Raw genomic sequence first — 15,841 nt, 5'->3', positions numbered from 1 at the left:
TGTGCTTCGGTGGTGCATACAAAGCCATGATCACAAACCCCAAGAGGAGCTTAAAGAAACGCAGCGCATTCCGCAGGGTTTGCTCACGACAGCACTGGCAAAGGTTTCAGTGGCTGGCGAAGATGCTGATCACCCGTCGGGGACCGTCGGCGAAACGGTCGACCACCCGGGCGCGCGGGAACCCGAGTTCGCGGGCCTCGGCGGCCTCGGCCTGTCCGCCGCAGGGCAACACGGCCACCCGGAAGAACAACGGGTCGCAGGTCACGACGAGGAACTCGGCAGCGGCGAACCCGGCACCGGGGCTGTGTGCACGGCGCAACGGAAACTCCAGCGCAGCCCCACTCTTGCCTACACCAGCCACCGCGACGGTGTGGCCGTCGGTGACCGCCCGGATCCGGGTCGCGGTTTCCGCGGCCCTCGGCCACCCGCCGTCCGGAGACGACAGCGGTGGCAGCGAAATCAGGGACAACGCGATGCAGGCGCCGACCAGAGCGGTAGCCACCACCTTTGTGCGCCACAGCTGCGCACCGGCAGTGCCGATGGCCGCCAACAGGATCGGCTCCAGCCACGCGTGGTACTGGTCGGTGGGCAGGCCCGCGAACGGGGTGGCGAGCGTCGGCGCCAGGACGGCCAGCGCGAGCACCGACCATCCCGTCGTCGCCGCGGCCCAACAGCCGAATTGCCTTAAGGGACCGGCTCTTTGGATCGTTATCACGAGTGCCGCCAATGTGAGCAACGCCGTCAGCCAGCCGGACCAGGGCGCCGAATCCGCGAAGCCCGATACCGGCCAGGCCAGCACCCGTCGGGAAATGACGACCAACCGGGCGGGCAGCGAAGGTCCGCCCGGATCATGCGTGGCGAGGAAGTCCACGACGGCGCGCCACTGGACCAGGCTGGGCAGGTAGCCCACCGCGACGATCCCGATCGCACCAAGCATGGGCAGCCACGGCCACTCCGATCGCGGCCGCCTGAGCAGGTCGGCGGCCATCAAGGCGGCGAACGACGGAAGCGCGACGGCGGCCAGCAGGTGTCCGCTGAGCATCAGCACCCCGCCGACGGCCGACAGCAGCCACCAGCGCGCGCGGCGCGTCCGCCACGCCTGCCAGGCCGCAGCCGATGCCAGTGCCGCCCCGGGCGCGACGATATTGGCGTTCCAGACGTACGTCGAGGCCGTGATCGCCGCCGGACTGACGGCCATCAGCAACCCGGTCAGGTGACCGGCGAGCGGACCGCCGACCGTGCGTCCGAGCCACCAGGCCGCCGCGACGCCACCGATACCGATCACGGCCAGCGTTGCGACGGCCGCCATCGGGTGAGCGTCGGTCGCGAACGCGCCCGGCGCCAGGATCCAGTAGAACCAGGCGCCGTGATGAACCGTCGGGGCCGAACTCACGGGGCCCAGCAGGGGGATACGGCCATCCCGCACCCAGCCCAGCATCGCGAGCATCTCCGTGCCCTGGTCGTCGTCCCACTCACCGCGCCGCGGCAGCGCGATCAGACGCAACCCCGCCGCCAGCGCCAGAATGGCAGCCAGCACGAGTCGGTCGCGCCCGATAGCGGTCATCGACGTCGGGGTCCTACTCCCCGTCCCGGTTCGCCGCCAGCACGCAGAACTCGTTGCCCTCCGGATCGGCCAGTACCACCCAGCTCTGCCTACCCTGACCGATGTCGACCTGGCGCGCGCCCAACTCGAGCAGGCGCCGAACTTCGGCCTCCTGATCATCGGGACGGAAGTCGAAGTGGATGCGATTCTTGACGATTCGCTCGTCAGCGACGCGAAGAAACATCCAGGACGGGCCCGCCCCATGCGGCGCGGTGAGCCGCACGTCGCCTTCCTCGTCAATCTCGTGTTGCCAGCCCAGCGCTCGCGCCCACCACTGGCCGAGGGTGGTCGGGTCAGCCGCGTCGATGCAGATCTCCTCGAACGTCAGCATCCTCCGCTCCTTTCGTGCAACGTCGCGCGAAGCCGGCAGCACCATGAGTCAATACTGGCTTGGTGCCTTTCATCGAAACCGTCGCGTCCCGTGAGGCGTATCGCAACCCCTGGATGGTCCTGCGCGAAGACGACATCCGCCGGCCGGACGGCAGCCCGGGCATTTACGCGGTCGTGGACAAGCCGACCTATGCACTCGTAATGCCGTACGACGGAGAGCGATTCCGGTTGGTGGAGCAATTCCGGTATCCGGTGGGCGCGCGCCGCTGGGAGTTCCCCCAAGGCACCGCCCCGGATTTAACCGACCTTGAGCCGGCCGCGCTCGCCGAACGGGAGTTGCGTGAGGAAACCGGGCTGCGGGCAACGTCGTTCGAGGCCCTCGGGCAGCTCGACGTCGCCCCCGGGATGAGCAGTCAGCGCGGATGGGTCTATCTGGCCACCGGAATCTCGGAGGGGGACGCTGATCGCGAACACGAGGAGCAGGACATGCGCAGCGCCTGGTTCCCGCGCGCAGATGTCGAGCAGATGATGCGCAACAGTGTGATCGCCGACGCGCAGTCGATCGCCGCCTACGCCCTGTTTCTGTTACACGGGCGATGAACTTTCGGCCCGGCCACGGTCTATCCAGCTATGACGATCACACAGCACAACCTCGACGGATACGGGACACCGCCGATCGAGTGGGACCGGGTCAGAGCGGTGCTGGACGGCCCGTTACCGCAGGCGCCGGGAACCGGTGGCCCGCAACGGCACACGACCTGGCTCACCACCACCAATCCCGACGGGAGTCCGCACGTCATGCCGGTCGGGGTGCAATCGGTGGACGGCACCTGGTATTTCACATCCGGCCCGACCACCCGCAAGTCGCGGAATCTGGCGCGGGACGCCCGATGCACCGTCAGCGTCGCCACCGAGCCCTTTGACCTCATCATCGAAGGCACCGCCGACCGGGTCACCGACAGCAGCGAATTAACCTCTGTGGCAGCGATATACGCCGCAGACGGCTGGCCGGCGGAGGTGGCCGGAGACGCGCTCACCGCGCCGTTCAGCGCGCCCTCGGCGGGACGGGCGCCGTGGCATCTCTACCGGGTGCAACCGACCGCGGTGTTCGCGCTGGGAACAGCCGAGCCGTTCGGTGCGACGAAGTTCGAATTGGGTTGAGCGGGATCGTATCCGCCTCGATACCCCGTCGCGTCATCCGACCGGCAGCATGGGCACGATGCGCCTGGGATGGATGTTCGCCATGCTCGCGGTATGCCTGGGGGCACTCGGCATGCCGGCGGCGCACGCGGCAACACCGTCGTGGAACGGCAAGTACTCGCTGGTGAGGTACGCGGTCGACAAGAAAGGCACCAGCGTGGCCGCCGGCCAAACCGAGCAGACTTTCAGCGCCGACTACGTCTTCTCGACGGTGTGTTCGGCCGCCACCTGCGTCGCCACCGCCAACAACGGCCCGAAACCCAACAACCCGACGATCTCGGTGCCTTCGCACTACACCTGGGACGGCACCCGGTGGGTTGAGCGCTTCGACTTTCAGTGGGATTGCTTTATGGGAGAGGGGGTTCCGAAAGTCTGGGCACCCGCCAAGTCGTGGGCGTTCTATGCGCCGCAGTCCGACGGGTCGCTGCGCGGCACCTGGCACACCGACATCGCCAGCGGTCCGTGTCAGGGCAGCGTCGAGATGCCGGTCGCCGCGTTCCGCGCTTAACCCCGCGCACCGAAACGCCGCCCCACAGTAGCTGTGAGGCGGCGAATCGGGTTGAGGGTCAGGTGGTGGTGACGTACTGCGGGCAGTAGGCGCTGGCGGCGTCGACGGCGAAGGTGTGGGCACCGTTGCTGCTCAGGCCGGTCCGCTGGGCCACTCCGCTGATGACCTGCTTGCTGGACTGGCCGGCGTCGAGCGCGCTGCAGACGGCGTGCGCCTCGCTGATGGCCCGCGCGTTGCTGGGCGGGGTGATGCCGTCAGCCTTGATCTGCGCGATGAAGCTGTCGTCGACCGTGCTTGCGCCAGCCGTGCCGGCCAGGCCGAGGGCGGCCAGGCCGAGCGTGGCGGCGGTGAGGGTGGTGCCGGCCAGGGAAGCGGTGAAACGACGAGTGAACATTGCTATCTCCGTGTTACTGAGGGTGGTGGACGCTGGTTTGCGTTAACCAAAGCCTCATGCGCACGGCTTGTGGAATTCTCAATAGATTCTTGATGCGCCCGTGATCTACAGTCCGTGCGCGGCGAGCCAGCTCTGCATTCGCTCGGCCACCGCCCGCCAGCCGGGTTCCAGCATGACGTCGTGGGCCAGGTCCGGAAACACCTCTACCTCAGTCCCGTAATGTGCTGCGATACTGCGGGTTTCGCGTGGCGTGACGATGGCGTCGTGCTCGGCGCCGAGCACCAGCAGGGGCACGCGACTGACTTGTTTCGGGTCGACCAGGTCGAGTGCGAGCATGTCGAGAAAGGCTCGATAGGACTCGTCCTGGAGCCGACCCTGATAAGAGATGACGTCCGCCTGCGGCATCGCCGCGGAGAAGAACAACTCCCTGGCCAGTGCGGGCGTGGTCACCAGCGGTCCCAGCCGCATCTGAGCGTTCACCTTGACGAACTGCACCGGGTGGCGGCGGGCGATGCGTCCGGTCACCCGGAGCACGCCCCGGGGCCGGATCGACGCCAGCAGGATCGCCCCGGCGGCGGTGTGCCGCGTCAGGTAGTGCTGAACCACAAAGCCGCCCATCGAATGCCCGATCACCACCGGCGGCGTCGGCAACGACTCCGCTGTCGAGGCCACATCGGCGACGTAGTCCCGGATGCGCGCCCCGCGCAGCGCACCGGGGCTTGCGCCGTGGCCGCGCAGACTCGGGGCGACGACGCGGTATCCGTGGCCCGCGAAGAAATCGAGGAAGTGCTCGTCCCAGCACCAGGCCCCGTGCCAGGCGCCGTGAACGAACAGCAGTGGTACCGGATGCTCGTCGGTGGGATCGCCCTTGTCGATGACTTCGAGCATGTGGGTGTCAGCCGGCCGCGTTTGGCCGCAACGGCGGACAGGTGCCCCCATAGTCGGACGCCAGCTCGAAGTGCCAGATCTCGTTGGCGTAGATCTGGCACAGCCCGTAGGCCGACCCGTTGCGGATGAGCCAGGTGTCGGCGGCGGTGGGGCCGACGTCAACGGCGTGGCCGATGACGTGTTTGGACGTCTCGGGGGAGGCGACGTACTCGCTGGCGATCGCCGCGCTGCCGTACCGGGCGACTGCGTCATTGAACAACTGCTGCTGGAATTCCGGCGAGCGCCACCCGGAGGTGAGGCCGAGCGTGATGCCGTCCGCCTTGGCGCCGTGCGCTGCCCGCTGGATCGCGTGCAGCAGCGCCGGGGTGAGGCGGTTGACGGCGGGGTCGGCAAGGTCGAAGGTGCTGAGTTCCTGGCCGTCGGGCACCCATCCACCGGCGGTGTCGTCATCCCCGGGCGCCGCCGCGGCCGGCGCGGCCGGAGCGACGACGGCGAGCATCAGACCCGCCGCCACCGACCAGAAACATTTCCGAATCATCGCCTAGTACCTTGGCGAGTCCGGTCACACGCGTCAAGCTGAGGCGCCCTCTCACGCGGCCAGAACCGTCGACACCAGGGGCTTCAGCGTCTCGAACAGCGGCTGGCGGTCCCGCAGGTAGAAGTGGCCGCCGCGCAGGATCTGCACCGAGAAGTCCGCGGTCGTGCGGGTACGCCATTCGCGCAGGTCGGACTCGCTGACCAGGGGGTCTTCGCTGCCGCCGAAGACGTGGATCGGGCAGGGCAGCTCCGCGCTGTTCTCCTCGCGGTCGGTCGCGCAGAGCCGCAGGTCGTGCCGGGTGGTGCTGACGGCCCGCTCGTGCAGCGTGGGCCAGCGGGTCAATCCGGTGGGCCAGCCGCCCAGATCGGAGAACAACGTGACCAGTTGCTCGTCGTCCAGGCCGTCGACCAGGTGCAGCGGCGGCGGCAGGTGCGGCGGGGCGTAAGCGGACAGGAACACCGCGCGGGGCAGCGTGGCGCCCGCCGCCGCCCGTACCGACGCCAGCCGGTAGGCGAGCAGCGCGCCGAAGCTGTGGCCGAAGAACATGTGCGGCTCGTCGAGGTAGGGGCGCAGTTGCTCGTTGACCTCGTCGACGAGATCGCGCATCGTGCTGAAGCGCTCGCGGTTGGCGATCTCGACGGGAATCACCTCGACCGCCGGCGCGAGAGCCCGCTGCCAGGCTTTGAATGTCAGGCTGCCGCCGCCGGCGTGGTGGAAACAGAACATCCGCATGATCGTCGCCTTCTTCTCGTGGCTGGTAAGGCTCACGATCACGGATGCGACTTGAAGGATCCTTGGTGGATTCTTGCCGGGTTCTTGCGGCCTATCGGATGACGCGGTACCGCAGATGCGCGACGCCCGGCGCCTCGAGTACGCGGACCAGTTCGAGCCCGGGTTCACCGGCCGGCAGGCCGTCGAAAAGACGCTCGCCCGAGCCGAGTATCACCGGATTCAGCTGGAGATCGATCTCGTCGACGAGACCGGCCCGGATCGCCTGCCGCGCGCACGAGGCTCCGCCCGCGATCGAGATGGGCCGGTCGCCGGCCGCGTCCCGGGCTCGCGCATAGGCCGATTCGATGCCGTCGGTGACGAAGTGAAACGTCGTCCCACCCCGCAGCTCAATGGGTTCGTGCGGATAGTGCGTCAGGACGAAGACGGGGCAGTGGTACGGCGGAACGTCACCCCACCAGCCGGCCCAGTCGGAGCCCGCCCACTCGCCGCGGACCGGGCCGAACATATTGCGCCCCATGATGGTTGCGCCCATGTCGTCGAGCATCTCCGACACCACCTGGCGGTTGGCGGGATGGTCTTTGGCGGGCCCGAGGTGCCAGCCGTGCAGCTGTTCGCCGCCGCGGCCCAGGGGATGCTCAGCGGATTGATCGGGGCCGGCCACGTAGCCGTCGGCGGAGATCGACATCGAGAGGTTGGTTCTGCTCACCCCGATGCAGACTGGCGCCGCCGGTGAAACTCACCGGGCCAGGGGGCTGTAGAACACCAGACCGTTGCCTTTGTTGTCGTAGACCACGGCGCGGCGCTCGTGAGCATCGTCGTAGGGGGCCCGCACGATGCCGCCGCCGCTGGCCTCGATGGCCTTGGCCGCGGCGTCGACGTCCGAGGTCTTGATGCCGACGACGACCTGTCCGGGGATGGGGTGATCCACCGCGGTCGCGAGGGCCAGCGTGATCGACCCGCCGTCCAGGGCGGCGAAGTGGTCGCCGTCGCGGAACTTCACCGCCATGCCCAGGGTCTCGGAGTAGAAGCGGATCGACTCATCGAGATCGTCCGTCGACAACACGATCATCCGTACTTCCTGCGTGCCCACTGCCACCTCCTTGGAATCACTGTGCCGGGGAATCATCGTGCCGGGAATCATTGTGCCGGGAATCGTTGTGCCGCCAAGGGTAATGCGCAGACGGCTTGGGCGAAGATGGAACGGTGACGGTGCAGAAATCGAATGAGTTGCTGGGGATCGGGCCCTTCGAGCCGACATTCAAGAGCGAACTGGCCAAGCGGTATGAATTCCGCACGCTCCCAGCCGGTCCGGCCAGGACGGAGTTTCTCACCGAACACGGCGCCGAGATCCGGGTGGTGCTGACCTCAGGCGGACCCGGCGCGGACGCCGACACCATGGCCGCGCTGCCCAACTTGCAGGCGATCGTCAACAACGGGGCCGGAGTGGACGCCATCGACCTCGACGCGGCCAAGCGTCGCGGCATCGGCGTCAGCAACACCCCCGACGTGCTGTCCGACACCGTCGCCGACACCGCGCTGGGACTGATCCTGATGACACTGCGCCGATTCGGCGCCGCCGACCGTTACGTGCGGGCCGGCCGCTGGGCGACCGACGGGCCCTTCGGCTATGCGCGCGACGTGAGCGGCCTGCAGGTCGGCATCCTGGGTCTGGGGCGCATCGGTTCGGCGATCGCAACCCGGCTGCGCGGATTCGACTGTGCCATCGCCTATCACAACCGCCACCGCGTCGACGGCTCGCCGTACCGGTATGCGGAGTCGGCTGCCGAACTCGCCGAGTCCGTCGACGTCCTGGTCGTCGCCACCACCGGCGACGGCGGAACCCATCATCTGGTCGACCGCGCCGTCCTGCAGGCACTGGGTCCGGACGGCTATCTGGTCAACATCGCCCGCGGCAGCGTCGTGGATCAGGACGCACTCGTCGAGTTGCTGCGCGGCGGCGGCCTTGGGGGAGCGGGTTTGGACGTCTTCGCCGACGAACCGCACGTGCCGGCCGAGCTGTTCACCATGGACAACGTGGTGCTCTTCCCGCACATCGGCAGCGCCACGGCCCGCACCCGAAAGGCCATGGCGCTGCTGGCGATTCGCAACCTGGACAGCTACCTGCGCAGCGGCGAGCTGGTGACTCCCGTGCTGCCGCCGGTCAGGCGGTGAGCCGTCGCTGCACTTCCCGGGTCACGTCGAGGTGTTGTTGCACGGTGGCGAGGTCAGCCTCGAGGGTGGTGGAGTCGGGCATCGTGGCGGCGGTGGCGTAGCGGGCCACGGCGGCTTCGATGGACTCGACCGTTGTCGTGATGGTGGCGAGCAACTCGTCGCGGTGATTGGGTGCGAGCTGGGCGACGGCGACGAGGTGGTCGTCGAGATCGAGCGCCGTCTGTTCCAGATCGGCGCGCAGCACCACCGTCGTCCCGGTATCGACGGCATTGACGGCGTAGAGAGCTTTCATGGCATCCCGCAGCCGGCGGTGCAGCCGGGCTTCGGGATCGTGCGACACGGCCCACGACCGGGGAGCGCGGGTGGGCCGGCCCGGGATCAGCTGATTGGCGTCGGTCAGCGCCCGTTGCTGGCGGTGATTGACGACCGCCACCACCGCCACCGCCGAACCCACCAGCAGCGCCAGAATCAGGATCACCGCTACGACGATGTCCATCGACTACCTCCTGTGAACGCGGCTGGGAGTTCGGCTCGAATGATGGCCGTGCGAATGGAAATACGCCCAGATCGCGATCACCAGGATCACGGCCAGCACCGCACACGTGATGGCGATCGCCAGCTTGACCTTGCTCCATGGCCGATCGCCGGCCACCTCGCCGGTGAGGCCGTTGATGGCGACCTGGAACGGTCGGTTGCTGTACATGACGGTCAGCAGCCAGATCGGGAGCAGGATGTGCTTGAAACCCAGGTAATTCCAATTGGTGCGCAGCTGGTGGATCCGCTGCCGGTCGCCCCCGATGTCGGATCGCACGGTCCGCTCGACGGCCTGCTCCATCTCCTGTTGCGCCTCGGGCAGTGCCTGTTCGGCGTCCTTGTCGTAGGTGCGGCAGAGGTGGCCAGCGACGAACTCCGGTGAGTAGGCCCGGGCCTGCTCGACCGGCCAGGGTTCGAGCTGTTTGATCCGTTTGCGATTGAGGTTCTCGCTGTCGTTGGCCAGCACCGGCAGGTCGGCGAAGACGTTGTTGACCTGTCCCGCAACGCGATACCACGACGTGCGGGTCTCGTAGATGGGGTCGCCGTCGCTGTCGGTGCCAACCCGGACCTGGTAGTCCTCACCGCGCTCGCCCTCGTACCAGGTATCGGTGTTGGCGTCGTACGTGAAATAGGCAGTGTAGAGACTGGAGAAGGCGCCGATCTCCCGGTACTTCTTGAAGTCGGTAGGCGCGAACCAGCGCTTGGTGACCCACTTTTCGATGAGCTGACGGGCCTGCTTCTCGTCGACCCGGAACGGCACCACACCGTCCACCGGCAACCGTGCGGGAGCGTTGTGCACGTCGTCTCGCTGGATCGGTGTCGCGCAGTAGGGACACTTGGTGGAGGTCAGGCTGCCGGCGAATTCGGTTGTGCCGCCGCAGTTCTGGCACTTGACCTCGCGCATGCCGGAAACATTCGGGCCCTCCTGGCCGCGTTGCGTCTCCCGCAGCTGTTGCATCGCACCGCGCAGTTCCCGCGAACGGACCGGAGTGTTCGGCGCGTTGACGTCGGAGTAGTTGCCGCAGCTGGGGCAGCGCATCTTCTGGCTGGCGATGTCGAAGTTGAGCTGTCCGCCACAGGAGGCGCACGGATAGGTGAGAGTGCGCTCCGTTTGGTGGAACATCGCGGGGCCCGCCGCCGGCGGCCCGGCGAACGGACGCACGGGCGGCGGAGTTGTCTGCGGCAGCGGGGCCTGACGCGGTGGCAGTGGCGGAGGGGCCTGACGCGGCGGCATCGGCGGCGGGCTGGCCTGCGGCCCGGCTTGTCTGGGTGGCAACGGCGGGGGACCCGCCGGTCGGGACGGCAACGGGGGCGGCCCCGCTTGCCGTGGCGGCAGCGGCGGCGGGCCGGCCGGGGGGCCCGCGGGTCGTGGAGGCATGGGCGGCGGTTGCGGATGCGGAGGCCGCGGGGCGCCCGGGTCGTAATTCATTGCTGCGGAAGCGGGGGCGGCGTGCCGGGCAGGGGAGGCGGTGTACTGAACAGCGACTGCAGCGCCGGCACGCTCGACGCCGGAGCCCAATTCGCCATCCCCTCGGTCCACACGACGGTGTCGCGGGTCAGCTGGCCGCCGGCGACGAACGGTCGCAGCGCGCTGACAGGGTAGGGACCGGCGGGCTGGCCACCCTGATCGAAGTGGAACAGTTGTTGGGTGGGCAGCGGCGGGGGCGCCCCCTGCATCGGCTGCTGGGTGGCCGCGAATTGTTGCGGCTGAACCTGGGGTTGTGCGGCGTTGGCCATCTGGGCGCCCAGCGCGACGCCGAGCCCGGCCTGGATCGCCGAGCCGGCCGCGCCGCCCCCTTCGTTCTGGGCGGCGGCCAGCATCGCGTCGGCCCGGCGGGCCTGCTCGAAGCGGTTGAGATCGCCGACGTTGTTCAGGAAGCCGCTTTCCTCCACACCTCGTGCAACGCCGCGGGTCATCGCCTGCTGGATCTCCTCCGGCAGCGAGATCGTCATGGTGACAGCGTCGATCCCGAGGCCGAAAGCTTGCACTCGCTGGGCCACGAATTCCCGCAGCTTGTCGGACAACTCCACCTGGCGGCCCTGCAGGTCAATCGCGCCCAGGCCGCTGCCCATGACCAGGTCGTTGAACGCCAGGGCGATGTTGCGGCGGATCAACTCGGTGATCTGGTCCATCTCCACCGCACTCTGGGTGCCGAGCACCTGGCGCAGGAAGACGGTGGGGTCGGTGACCCGCACCACCGTGGTGCCGTTGGCCCGTACCTGCACCATCTTGAAGTCCGGATCCCGCACCGTCACGGGTTGCGGTGTGCCCCAACGCAAGTCGGGATAGGGCCGGGTGTTGACGTAGTAGACCTCGGAGCGGAAGGGACTGTTGAACCCGTACTTCCAACCCTGCAGGGTGCCCAGGATCGGCATGTTCTCACTGGTCAGGGTGTAGTGGCCGGGGGTGAATTGATCGGCCAGCTGCCCGCGGTAGACGAACATCGCCCGCTGGCCCTCCCGGACGATCAGCTGGGCGCCGTTCTTGATCTCGTTGTCATACCGCGGGAACCGCCATGCCAGGGTGGTGTTCGTGTCGTCGAGCCATTCGATGATGTCGACGAACTCGCCCCGGATCATGTCGCGCATGCCCATGGTCTTGGTCCCCTCCTCGGCGTTCAATATCTCGGCGAATCTTACGCGGTGACGCGGTTGTTGAGCTGGCAGTTACGGCAAAGCCCTGCTCCGCCGAAGCGGGTTGCGGAGAAAAGATTCCAGGAGAGTTCTTGGAGAATTCTTGGAGCGCTGCTAGGCCCGGCTCGCGACGGAGCGGATGAGGTCTGCGCTGCTGTGCGGCCGTTCGATCATCACGAGGTGCCCGGCGGGGCTGATGGTGACGTGTTCGGCACCGAGGGTTTCGGCCAGCCCGATCTGCTGGGTAAGCCAGCGCCGGGTGCGCCGACCCGTATGGGCGGTGGCCACCACGCGCGGCACCGGGGGCAGCGGGTTGCCGGGCCGCAGGTGATACAACTCGGCCGCGAGCTCGTGATACCCAACATATTCGGTGAACAGCGCGCTCAGAAAAGCGGAATCGATTGCCGCGCTGTTTATTTCGTCCCGCATTTGCGCGTCGAGCCCGTCGGGGCGTCGTCGCTGCGCGAGGGCGAGGCCGGCGCGGGTCAGGGGTTCCCGGAGGTGCAGGTCGCGCAGTGCCTTAGCGGCCGCGTCGGCGACGGTGACCTTGGCGCGCAAGGGCAATCTAAGCCGTCGGTCCTCGGCGGCAACGCTGGAATCCAGCAGCACCAGGGCGCGGGTGCGTTGCGGATACAGACGCGCGAATGCCTCGGCATAGAAGCCGCCGACCGAATGCCCCACCACCACCGCCTTATCGGCACAGCGCACGGCATCGAGGACGGCCGCGATCCGGTCGGCCTCCCCCCGGACTGTGGGGCTGCGCGGGGCACCGGTCACCGGTGTGCCGGGCCGGTCGAACCGCACCACGGTGTGGTCGGCGGCCAGGTCTGCCGCCGTGTCACGCCAGTGCAGCGCCCGGCCGCCGAGGCCGCTGCACAACACCACCACGGGGCCCGTGTCGCCGTCGACGAGAATGCGCACCCGGTAACCGCCGACCTCGACATCGGCGCCCCGGCTCACGGGCCGGTGGCGCTTCGGACCCGGGCGGTGCGGACGGCGACGTAGATCAGCCAACCGGCGAACGCCACGAGCTCCGCCCGCTGCGCGACGCCCACCATGCCGATCACGTCGGTGTGGTCGATCAGGATTGCCACACCGGTCCAGATCGCGGTCCCGACCAGCGCCACCAACGTGAGCAGTCCGGCGCGCCGTATCGGCGCCGGGGCATTCTCCCGGAAATCGGCGATGGCGAACGCCAACAGCGACGCGATCGCGGCGGCCAGCGCCATCCCGCTGCTCAGCCAGTGGAGCTGGTGACTCAGCGGCACGGTCCCGGCAGCCTCGCGGGCCGCGCACGCCGCGTTCGAACTCGGCGCGCACACCAGCGTCCACACCGTGCTGTCCAATCCCGTCGCCACCGCGAAAACCCCGAGCGCACCCCAGCCGGCCTTGCTCCACCGGCTGCCCCGAACACTGATCAGCGCGGCGGCAGCCGCGACGACCAGCACGACGGCGCAGGCCCGGTCGCAGGCCCGGAACCACTCGCCGTACGGTTGGTCCGCCGCGGACAGCTCGCTGATGTACATGTCGGGGTCCGGCAGCAGCGAGCGCGTGAAGTAGTTCTCCAGAAGCCAGTTGGAATACAACACGGCGCCGGCCACGGAGCCGGCCACGGCGACCCAGCGCAGTGCGGACAGCCATTCCTGGCTGATGTCCGCCACCGGGGCGGAGCGCGGCCGCACTGCCATACGGCCATCATGCCGTGCCGGCAGGGTGCGGGCGGGTCTTCGGGCCGCGGCGTGCCGCGGAGCGTTACGCCAGGTCCGACTCGATGTCGACGGCGGGGTACTGGCGGACACCGGTCTGCAGCGCCTTGCGCATCAGCTCCGGCTGGTGCTCGTACGGCGCGGTCGAGTCGATGAAGCGCTGGACGACCTCGACGAAGCGGTCCGGGTGGTCACCGTGCGGCATGTGCCCGGACTCCTCGAAGATTTCCAGGCGCGAGCCGGGGATCTGTTCGTGGGCGACCCGGGCGTGGCTCGCCGGGATGATCAGGTCGTCCTCGCCCCAGATGATCTGCACCGGAAGGTCGTGCATCAGGTAGGTCCGGTCGAGCATGGTGACGTACTGGCCGCGGGTGTCGACGACGGCGCGCAGGGTGCGGGCGAATGCTTCGACGGCACCGGGCTTGCTCAACCCGCCGACCAGGCGCGGCAGGCTGGCGACGTCGCGAGTGAGCCGGGTGGAGCCGGCGATGTGCCCGACCGCGCGGCTGACGAGGCCCAGGGCGGGGACCGCGCCGGGCAGCCGCAGCGCCGAGAGCATCTCAGCGCCCATGGGCATCGCCGCGAAGCGTAGAGCCGCGCTCACCTCCGTGGTGACGCCGCCGGCGCTGACCAGCACCACGCGCTCGACGAATTGCGGGTACTGGTAGGCGAACTGGGCCGCGAGGCCGCCACCCAGGGAGTGCCCGACCAGGGTGACCCGGTCGATTTCCAGGGCGGTCAGCAGGTCGCGCAGGCCATTGGCGAAGGCGGCCAGCGAGTAGTCGGCGCGGGGCTTGTCCGACTCGCCGTGGCCCAGCATGTCCGGGGCGATCACGGTGAATCGTTGGGCAAGCTTGGCGTGCACCGGTTCCCACGTCGTCGAGCTGTCGCCGACGCCATGCAGCAGCACGACGACCGGGCCGGATCCGGCGATGCGGAAGGCGCGGCGGTGGCCGTGGATGGTGCGGAACTGCAGCGCCGGCGCGGTGACATCGCGCACTGGCCGTAAGTGGCGGCGTGAGCGGTTCGTCATGGTCTCGTCCCCTTCGTATGCGTCTCCACCGCCGAAGCGGGGTATTGCGGAGAAGCTTGCAGGGGAGTTCTTGGGAAATTCTTGAAGCGTTCGTGGGCGAGGGCCGCTAACCGATCTTGACCAGCGTGAAGGTGTCATGCGGGTTGGGGATTCCACAGGGTGCGGAGCTTTCCAGGAAGTCCACGCCGCCGACGAGCGTGACCGGGTCCCACCACTGCCGGACGGTGACGGGGTGCGTGCCGCTACCCCACGAGGATCCGTTGTCGCCGAGAAAATACGAGGGACATGTGACGCCTTCCGGCACGGTCCGCGTCACCAGATGGCGGCCGTTGACCAGCGGGGCGGCGAAACCGTGGCCCGGGGCGGTCGTCACGTGTGCGACGCACTGTGGGCTGCACGTCGTCCTGATGGTCCATGTTCCCGCGGTGACGGGACCTTCCATGTAGGCGTAGACGCCGTCGGTGGCGGAGACTTCGGCGCTTGCCGTCGGGGTTAGGCCGGCAAAACCGCAAGATACTAGCGCAAGTGCTGCCAGGGGCAAGGTCGGCCTCATCGCTACGCCCTTCCGCCACGGCTTTGTTGCCTATGCACAATATGGCTGAAGGATATCGGCGAACGGGCAGCTCAGAATATTTTTACAAGTGAGTTCATAGAAAACTGCTAGGTGCTGGCTTCCCAGCGGGAGTCAGCGGTTTTCGGTTCCGATCATGCTGCGCGAAACAGCTAGTCGTCGCAGCAGTCGCAATCATGTGCGGCCGCCGTGGACGTCGGCGGTGCCGCGCAGCACGTGTCGCCTCGCCAGGCGTTCATTCCCTCTTTGACGGCGATGCCGGCGATCACCAGGCCCGCGAGGGGGTCGGCCCAGGCCCACCCGAACGCGGTGTTGAGGAGCAGGCCGACAAGCAACACCGCCGAGAGATACGTGCACAGCAGCGTCTGCTTGGAATCGGCCACGGCGGACAGTGATCCGAGTTCGCGGCCGGCTCGGCGCTGCGTGTAGGAAAGCACGGGCATGACGACCAGGCTCACCGCCGCAAGGATGATGCCCGGCGTGGACGGCCGTGCTTCACTCTGGCCCAGCAATGACCGGATCGACTCGACGGTCACATAGATCGCCAACCCGAAGAAGGAAAATGCGATGAGGCGCAGCGCGATTCGTTCGCGCGCCTCGGGGTCGGGGGCGGCGAACTGCCAAGCCACCGCCGCCGCTGACGACACCTCGATCACCGAGTCGAGTCCGAACCCGATCAGAGCTGTCGAGTCGGCGACCGTTCCGGCCGCGATCGCGACGATCGCCTCTATGACGTTGTAGGTGATCGTCGTGGCTACCAGCCACCGGATCCGGCGCGCCAGCGACTGGCGGCGTTGTTCAGACAGACCCGTGGTCACTGCTCGCACCCGCAATCACACGGTTCGCAGTTACCGAGCGCGCAGACGAAGTCACGATCGACGACAAGCACAGTCCCACTGTGCCATTCGTGACCGATGCGTGGCTATGGCAAGCGTCAGCTACATTCCTGCACACGCCGGCCGTCGACAGCAGGAATCGACATTCGGACCCACCGGACC

General features: G+C 68.1%; 20 protein-coding genes. 4 read left to right on the top strand and 16 right to left on the bottom strand.

All coding sequences use genetic code 11. The features are described from left to right. Positions 1–106 precede the first annotated feature (106 nt). Both C0J29_RS22690 and C0J29_RS22685 read right to left on the bottom strand, forming a co-directional pair. Positions 107–1,564: a glycosyltransferase family protein gene (locus C0J29_RS22690; protein WP_120793631.1), complete on the bottom strand. Its 1,458-nt coding sequence runs from the start codon at positions 1,562–1,564 to the stop codon at positions 107–109. Positions 1,565–1,577: 13 nt separating this feature from the next. Further along, entirely contained in the window at positions 1,578–1,934 is a 357-nt protein-coding gene (locus C0J29_RS22685) for a VOC family protein (RefSeq protein ID WP_120794908.1), read from the bottom strand. 113 nt (positions 1,935–2,047) lie between these two features. On the opposite strand from C0J29_RS22685, the gene C0J29_RS22680 reads away from it, so the two are divergent. Genes C0J29_RS22680 through C0J29_RS22670 form a run of 3 tightly spaced genes read left to right on the top strand, consistent with a single transcriptional unit; the run spans position 2,048 to position 3,641 of the window. Continuing rightward, positions 2,048–2,533, top strand: coding sequence for an NUDIX domain-containing protein (locus C0J29_RS22680; protein ID WP_172834674.1), 486 nt, complete (start codon positions 2,048–2,050; stop codon positions 2,531–2,533). Between the two features lie 30 nt (positions 2,534–2,563). Beyond that, positions 2,564–3,094, top strand: coding sequence for a pyridoxamine 5'-phosphate oxidase family protein (locus C0J29_RS22675; protein WP_120793630.1), 531 nt, complete (start codon positions 2,564–2,566; stop codon positions 3,092–3,094). A gap of 58 nt (positions 3,095–3,152) precedes the next feature. Then, positions 3,153–3,641, top strand: a complete 489-nt coding sequence (locus tag C0J29_RS22670; protein WP_370530816.1) for an Rv2253 family sensor-like surface protein — start codon at positions 3,153–3,155, stop codon at positions 3,639–3,641. A 58-nt stretch (positions 3,642–3,699) separates the two neighbouring features. On the opposite strand, the gene C0J29_RS22665 is transcribed toward C0J29_RS22670, so the two are convergent. From C0J29_RS22665 to C0J29_RS22640, 6 genes are all read right to left on the bottom strand, one after another. Continuing rightward, a complete protein-coding gene (locus C0J29_RS22665; protein ID WP_120793629.1) occupies positions 3,700–4,035 on the bottom strand; it encodes a DUF732 domain-containing protein in 336 nt (111 codons plus the stop codon). A 105-nt stretch (positions 4,036–4,140) separates the two neighbouring features. Further along, positions 4,141–4,923 carry an alpha/beta hydrolase gene (locus C0J29_RS22660; protein WP_120793628.1) on the bottom strand — a complete coding sequence of 261 codons (783 nt, stop codon included), beginning with the start codon at positions 4,921–4,923 and terminating at the stop codon, positions 4,141–4,143. A gap of 7 nt (positions 4,924–4,930) precedes the next feature. Next, positions 4,931–5,461: a M15 family metallopeptidase gene (locus C0J29_RS22655; protein WP_120793627.1), complete on the bottom strand. Its 531-nt coding sequence runs from the start codon at positions 5,459–5,461 to the stop codon at positions 4,931–4,933. A gap of 51 nt (positions 5,462–5,512) precedes the next feature. After that, positions 5,513–6,229 carry a thioesterase II family protein gene (locus tag C0J29_RS22650; protein ID WP_133435818.1) on the bottom strand — a complete coding sequence of 239 codons (717 nt, stop codon included), beginning with the start codon at positions 6,227–6,229 and terminating at the stop codon, positions 5,513–5,515. A gap of 55 nt (positions 6,230–6,284) precedes the next feature. Further along, the gene (locus C0J29_RS22645) at positions 6,285–6,899 is read right to left on the bottom strand and encodes a dihydrofolate reductase family protein (RefSeq protein ID WP_120793625.1); all 615 of its coding nucleotides are present in this window, start codon (positions 6,897–6,899) and stop codon (positions 6,285–6,287) included. Between the two features lie 30 nt (positions 6,900–6,929). Continuing rightward, complete coding sequence (locus C0J29_RS22640) at positions 6,930–7,319, bottom strand: VOC family protein (RefSeq protein WP_371872498.1); 390 nt, start codon at positions 7,317–7,319, stop codon at positions 6,930–6,932. Between the two features lie 77 nt (positions 7,320–7,396). On the opposite strand from C0J29_RS22640, the gene C0J29_RS22635 reads away from it, so the two are divergent. After that, a complete protein-coding gene (locus tag C0J29_RS22635; protein ID WP_120794905.1) occupies positions 7,397–8,365 on the top strand; it encodes a 2-hydroxyacid dehydrogenase in 969 nt (322 codons plus the stop codon). On the opposite strand, the gene C0J29_RS22630 is transcribed toward C0J29_RS22635, so the two are convergent. The 8 genes from C0J29_RS22630 to C0J29_RS22600 all read right to left on the bottom strand — a co-directional run bounded on the left by C0J29_RS22630 (position 8,355) and on the right by C0J29_RS22600 (position 15,661). Further along, a complete protein-coding gene (locus C0J29_RS22630) occupies positions 8,355–8,861 on the bottom strand; it encodes a hypothetical protein (RefSeq protein WP_065046219.1) in 507 nt (168 codons plus the stop codon). The genes C0J29_RS22635 and C0J29_RS22630 overlap by 11 nt on opposite strands. A 3-nt stretch (positions 8,862–8,864) precedes the next feature. Next, positions 8,865–10,277, bottom strand: a complete 1,413-nt coding sequence (locus C0J29_RS22625) for a TFIIB-type zinc ribbon-containing protein (protein WP_208659326.1) — start codon at positions 10,275–10,277, stop codon at positions 8,865–8,867. 47 nt (positions 10,278–10,324) lie between these two features. Beyond that, entirely contained in the window at positions 10,325–11,521 is a 1,197-nt protein-coding gene (locus C0J29_RS22620; RefSeq protein WP_242460522.1) for an SPFH domain-containing protein, read from the bottom strand. Positions 11,522–11,647: 126 nt separating this feature from the next. Next, positions 11,648–12,493, bottom strand: coding sequence for an alpha/beta fold hydrolase (locus tag C0J29_RS32950; protein ID WP_162951535.1), 846 nt, complete (start codon positions 12,491–12,493; stop codon positions 11,648–11,650). Continuing rightward, positions 12,490–13,221, bottom strand: a complete 732-nt coding sequence (locus tag C0J29_RS32945; protein WP_162951534.1) for a DUF998 domain-containing protein — start codon at positions 13,219–13,221, stop codon at positions 12,490–12,492. Before C0J29_RS32945 ends, C0J29_RS32950 begins: the two co-directional genes overlap by 4 nt. Before the next feature lie 64 nt (positions 13,222–13,285). Next, positions 13,286–14,272 (bottom strand): alpha/beta fold hydrolase, encoded by a 987-nt coding sequence (locus C0J29_RS22610; protein ID WP_065046212.1) that lies wholly within the window; start codon positions 14,270–14,272, stop codon positions 13,286–13,288. Positions 14,273–14,378: 106 nt separating this feature from the next. Then, a complete protein-coding gene (locus C0J29_RS22605; protein WP_120793622.1) occupies positions 14,379–14,645 on the bottom strand; it encodes a hypothetical protein in 267 nt (88 codons plus the stop codon). 350 nt (positions 14,646–14,995) lie between these two features. Further along, on the bottom strand, positions 14,996–15,661 hold the full coding sequence (locus tag C0J29_RS22600; protein WP_371872449.1) for a cation diffusion facilitator family transporter: 666 nt from the start codon (positions 15,659–15,661) through the stop codon (positions 14,996–14,998). Positions 15,662–15,841 lie beyond the last annotated feature (180 nt).

It is taken from the genome of Mycobacterium paragordonae (genome assembly GCF_003614435.1).
Classification (GTDB): Bacteria; Actinomycetota; Actinomycetes; order Mycobacteriales; family Mycobacteriaceae; genus Mycobacterium; species Mycobacterium paragordonae.
Note: the sequence above shows the minus strand (reverse complement) of the source record. Positions and strands in the feature narration are given on the sequence as shown.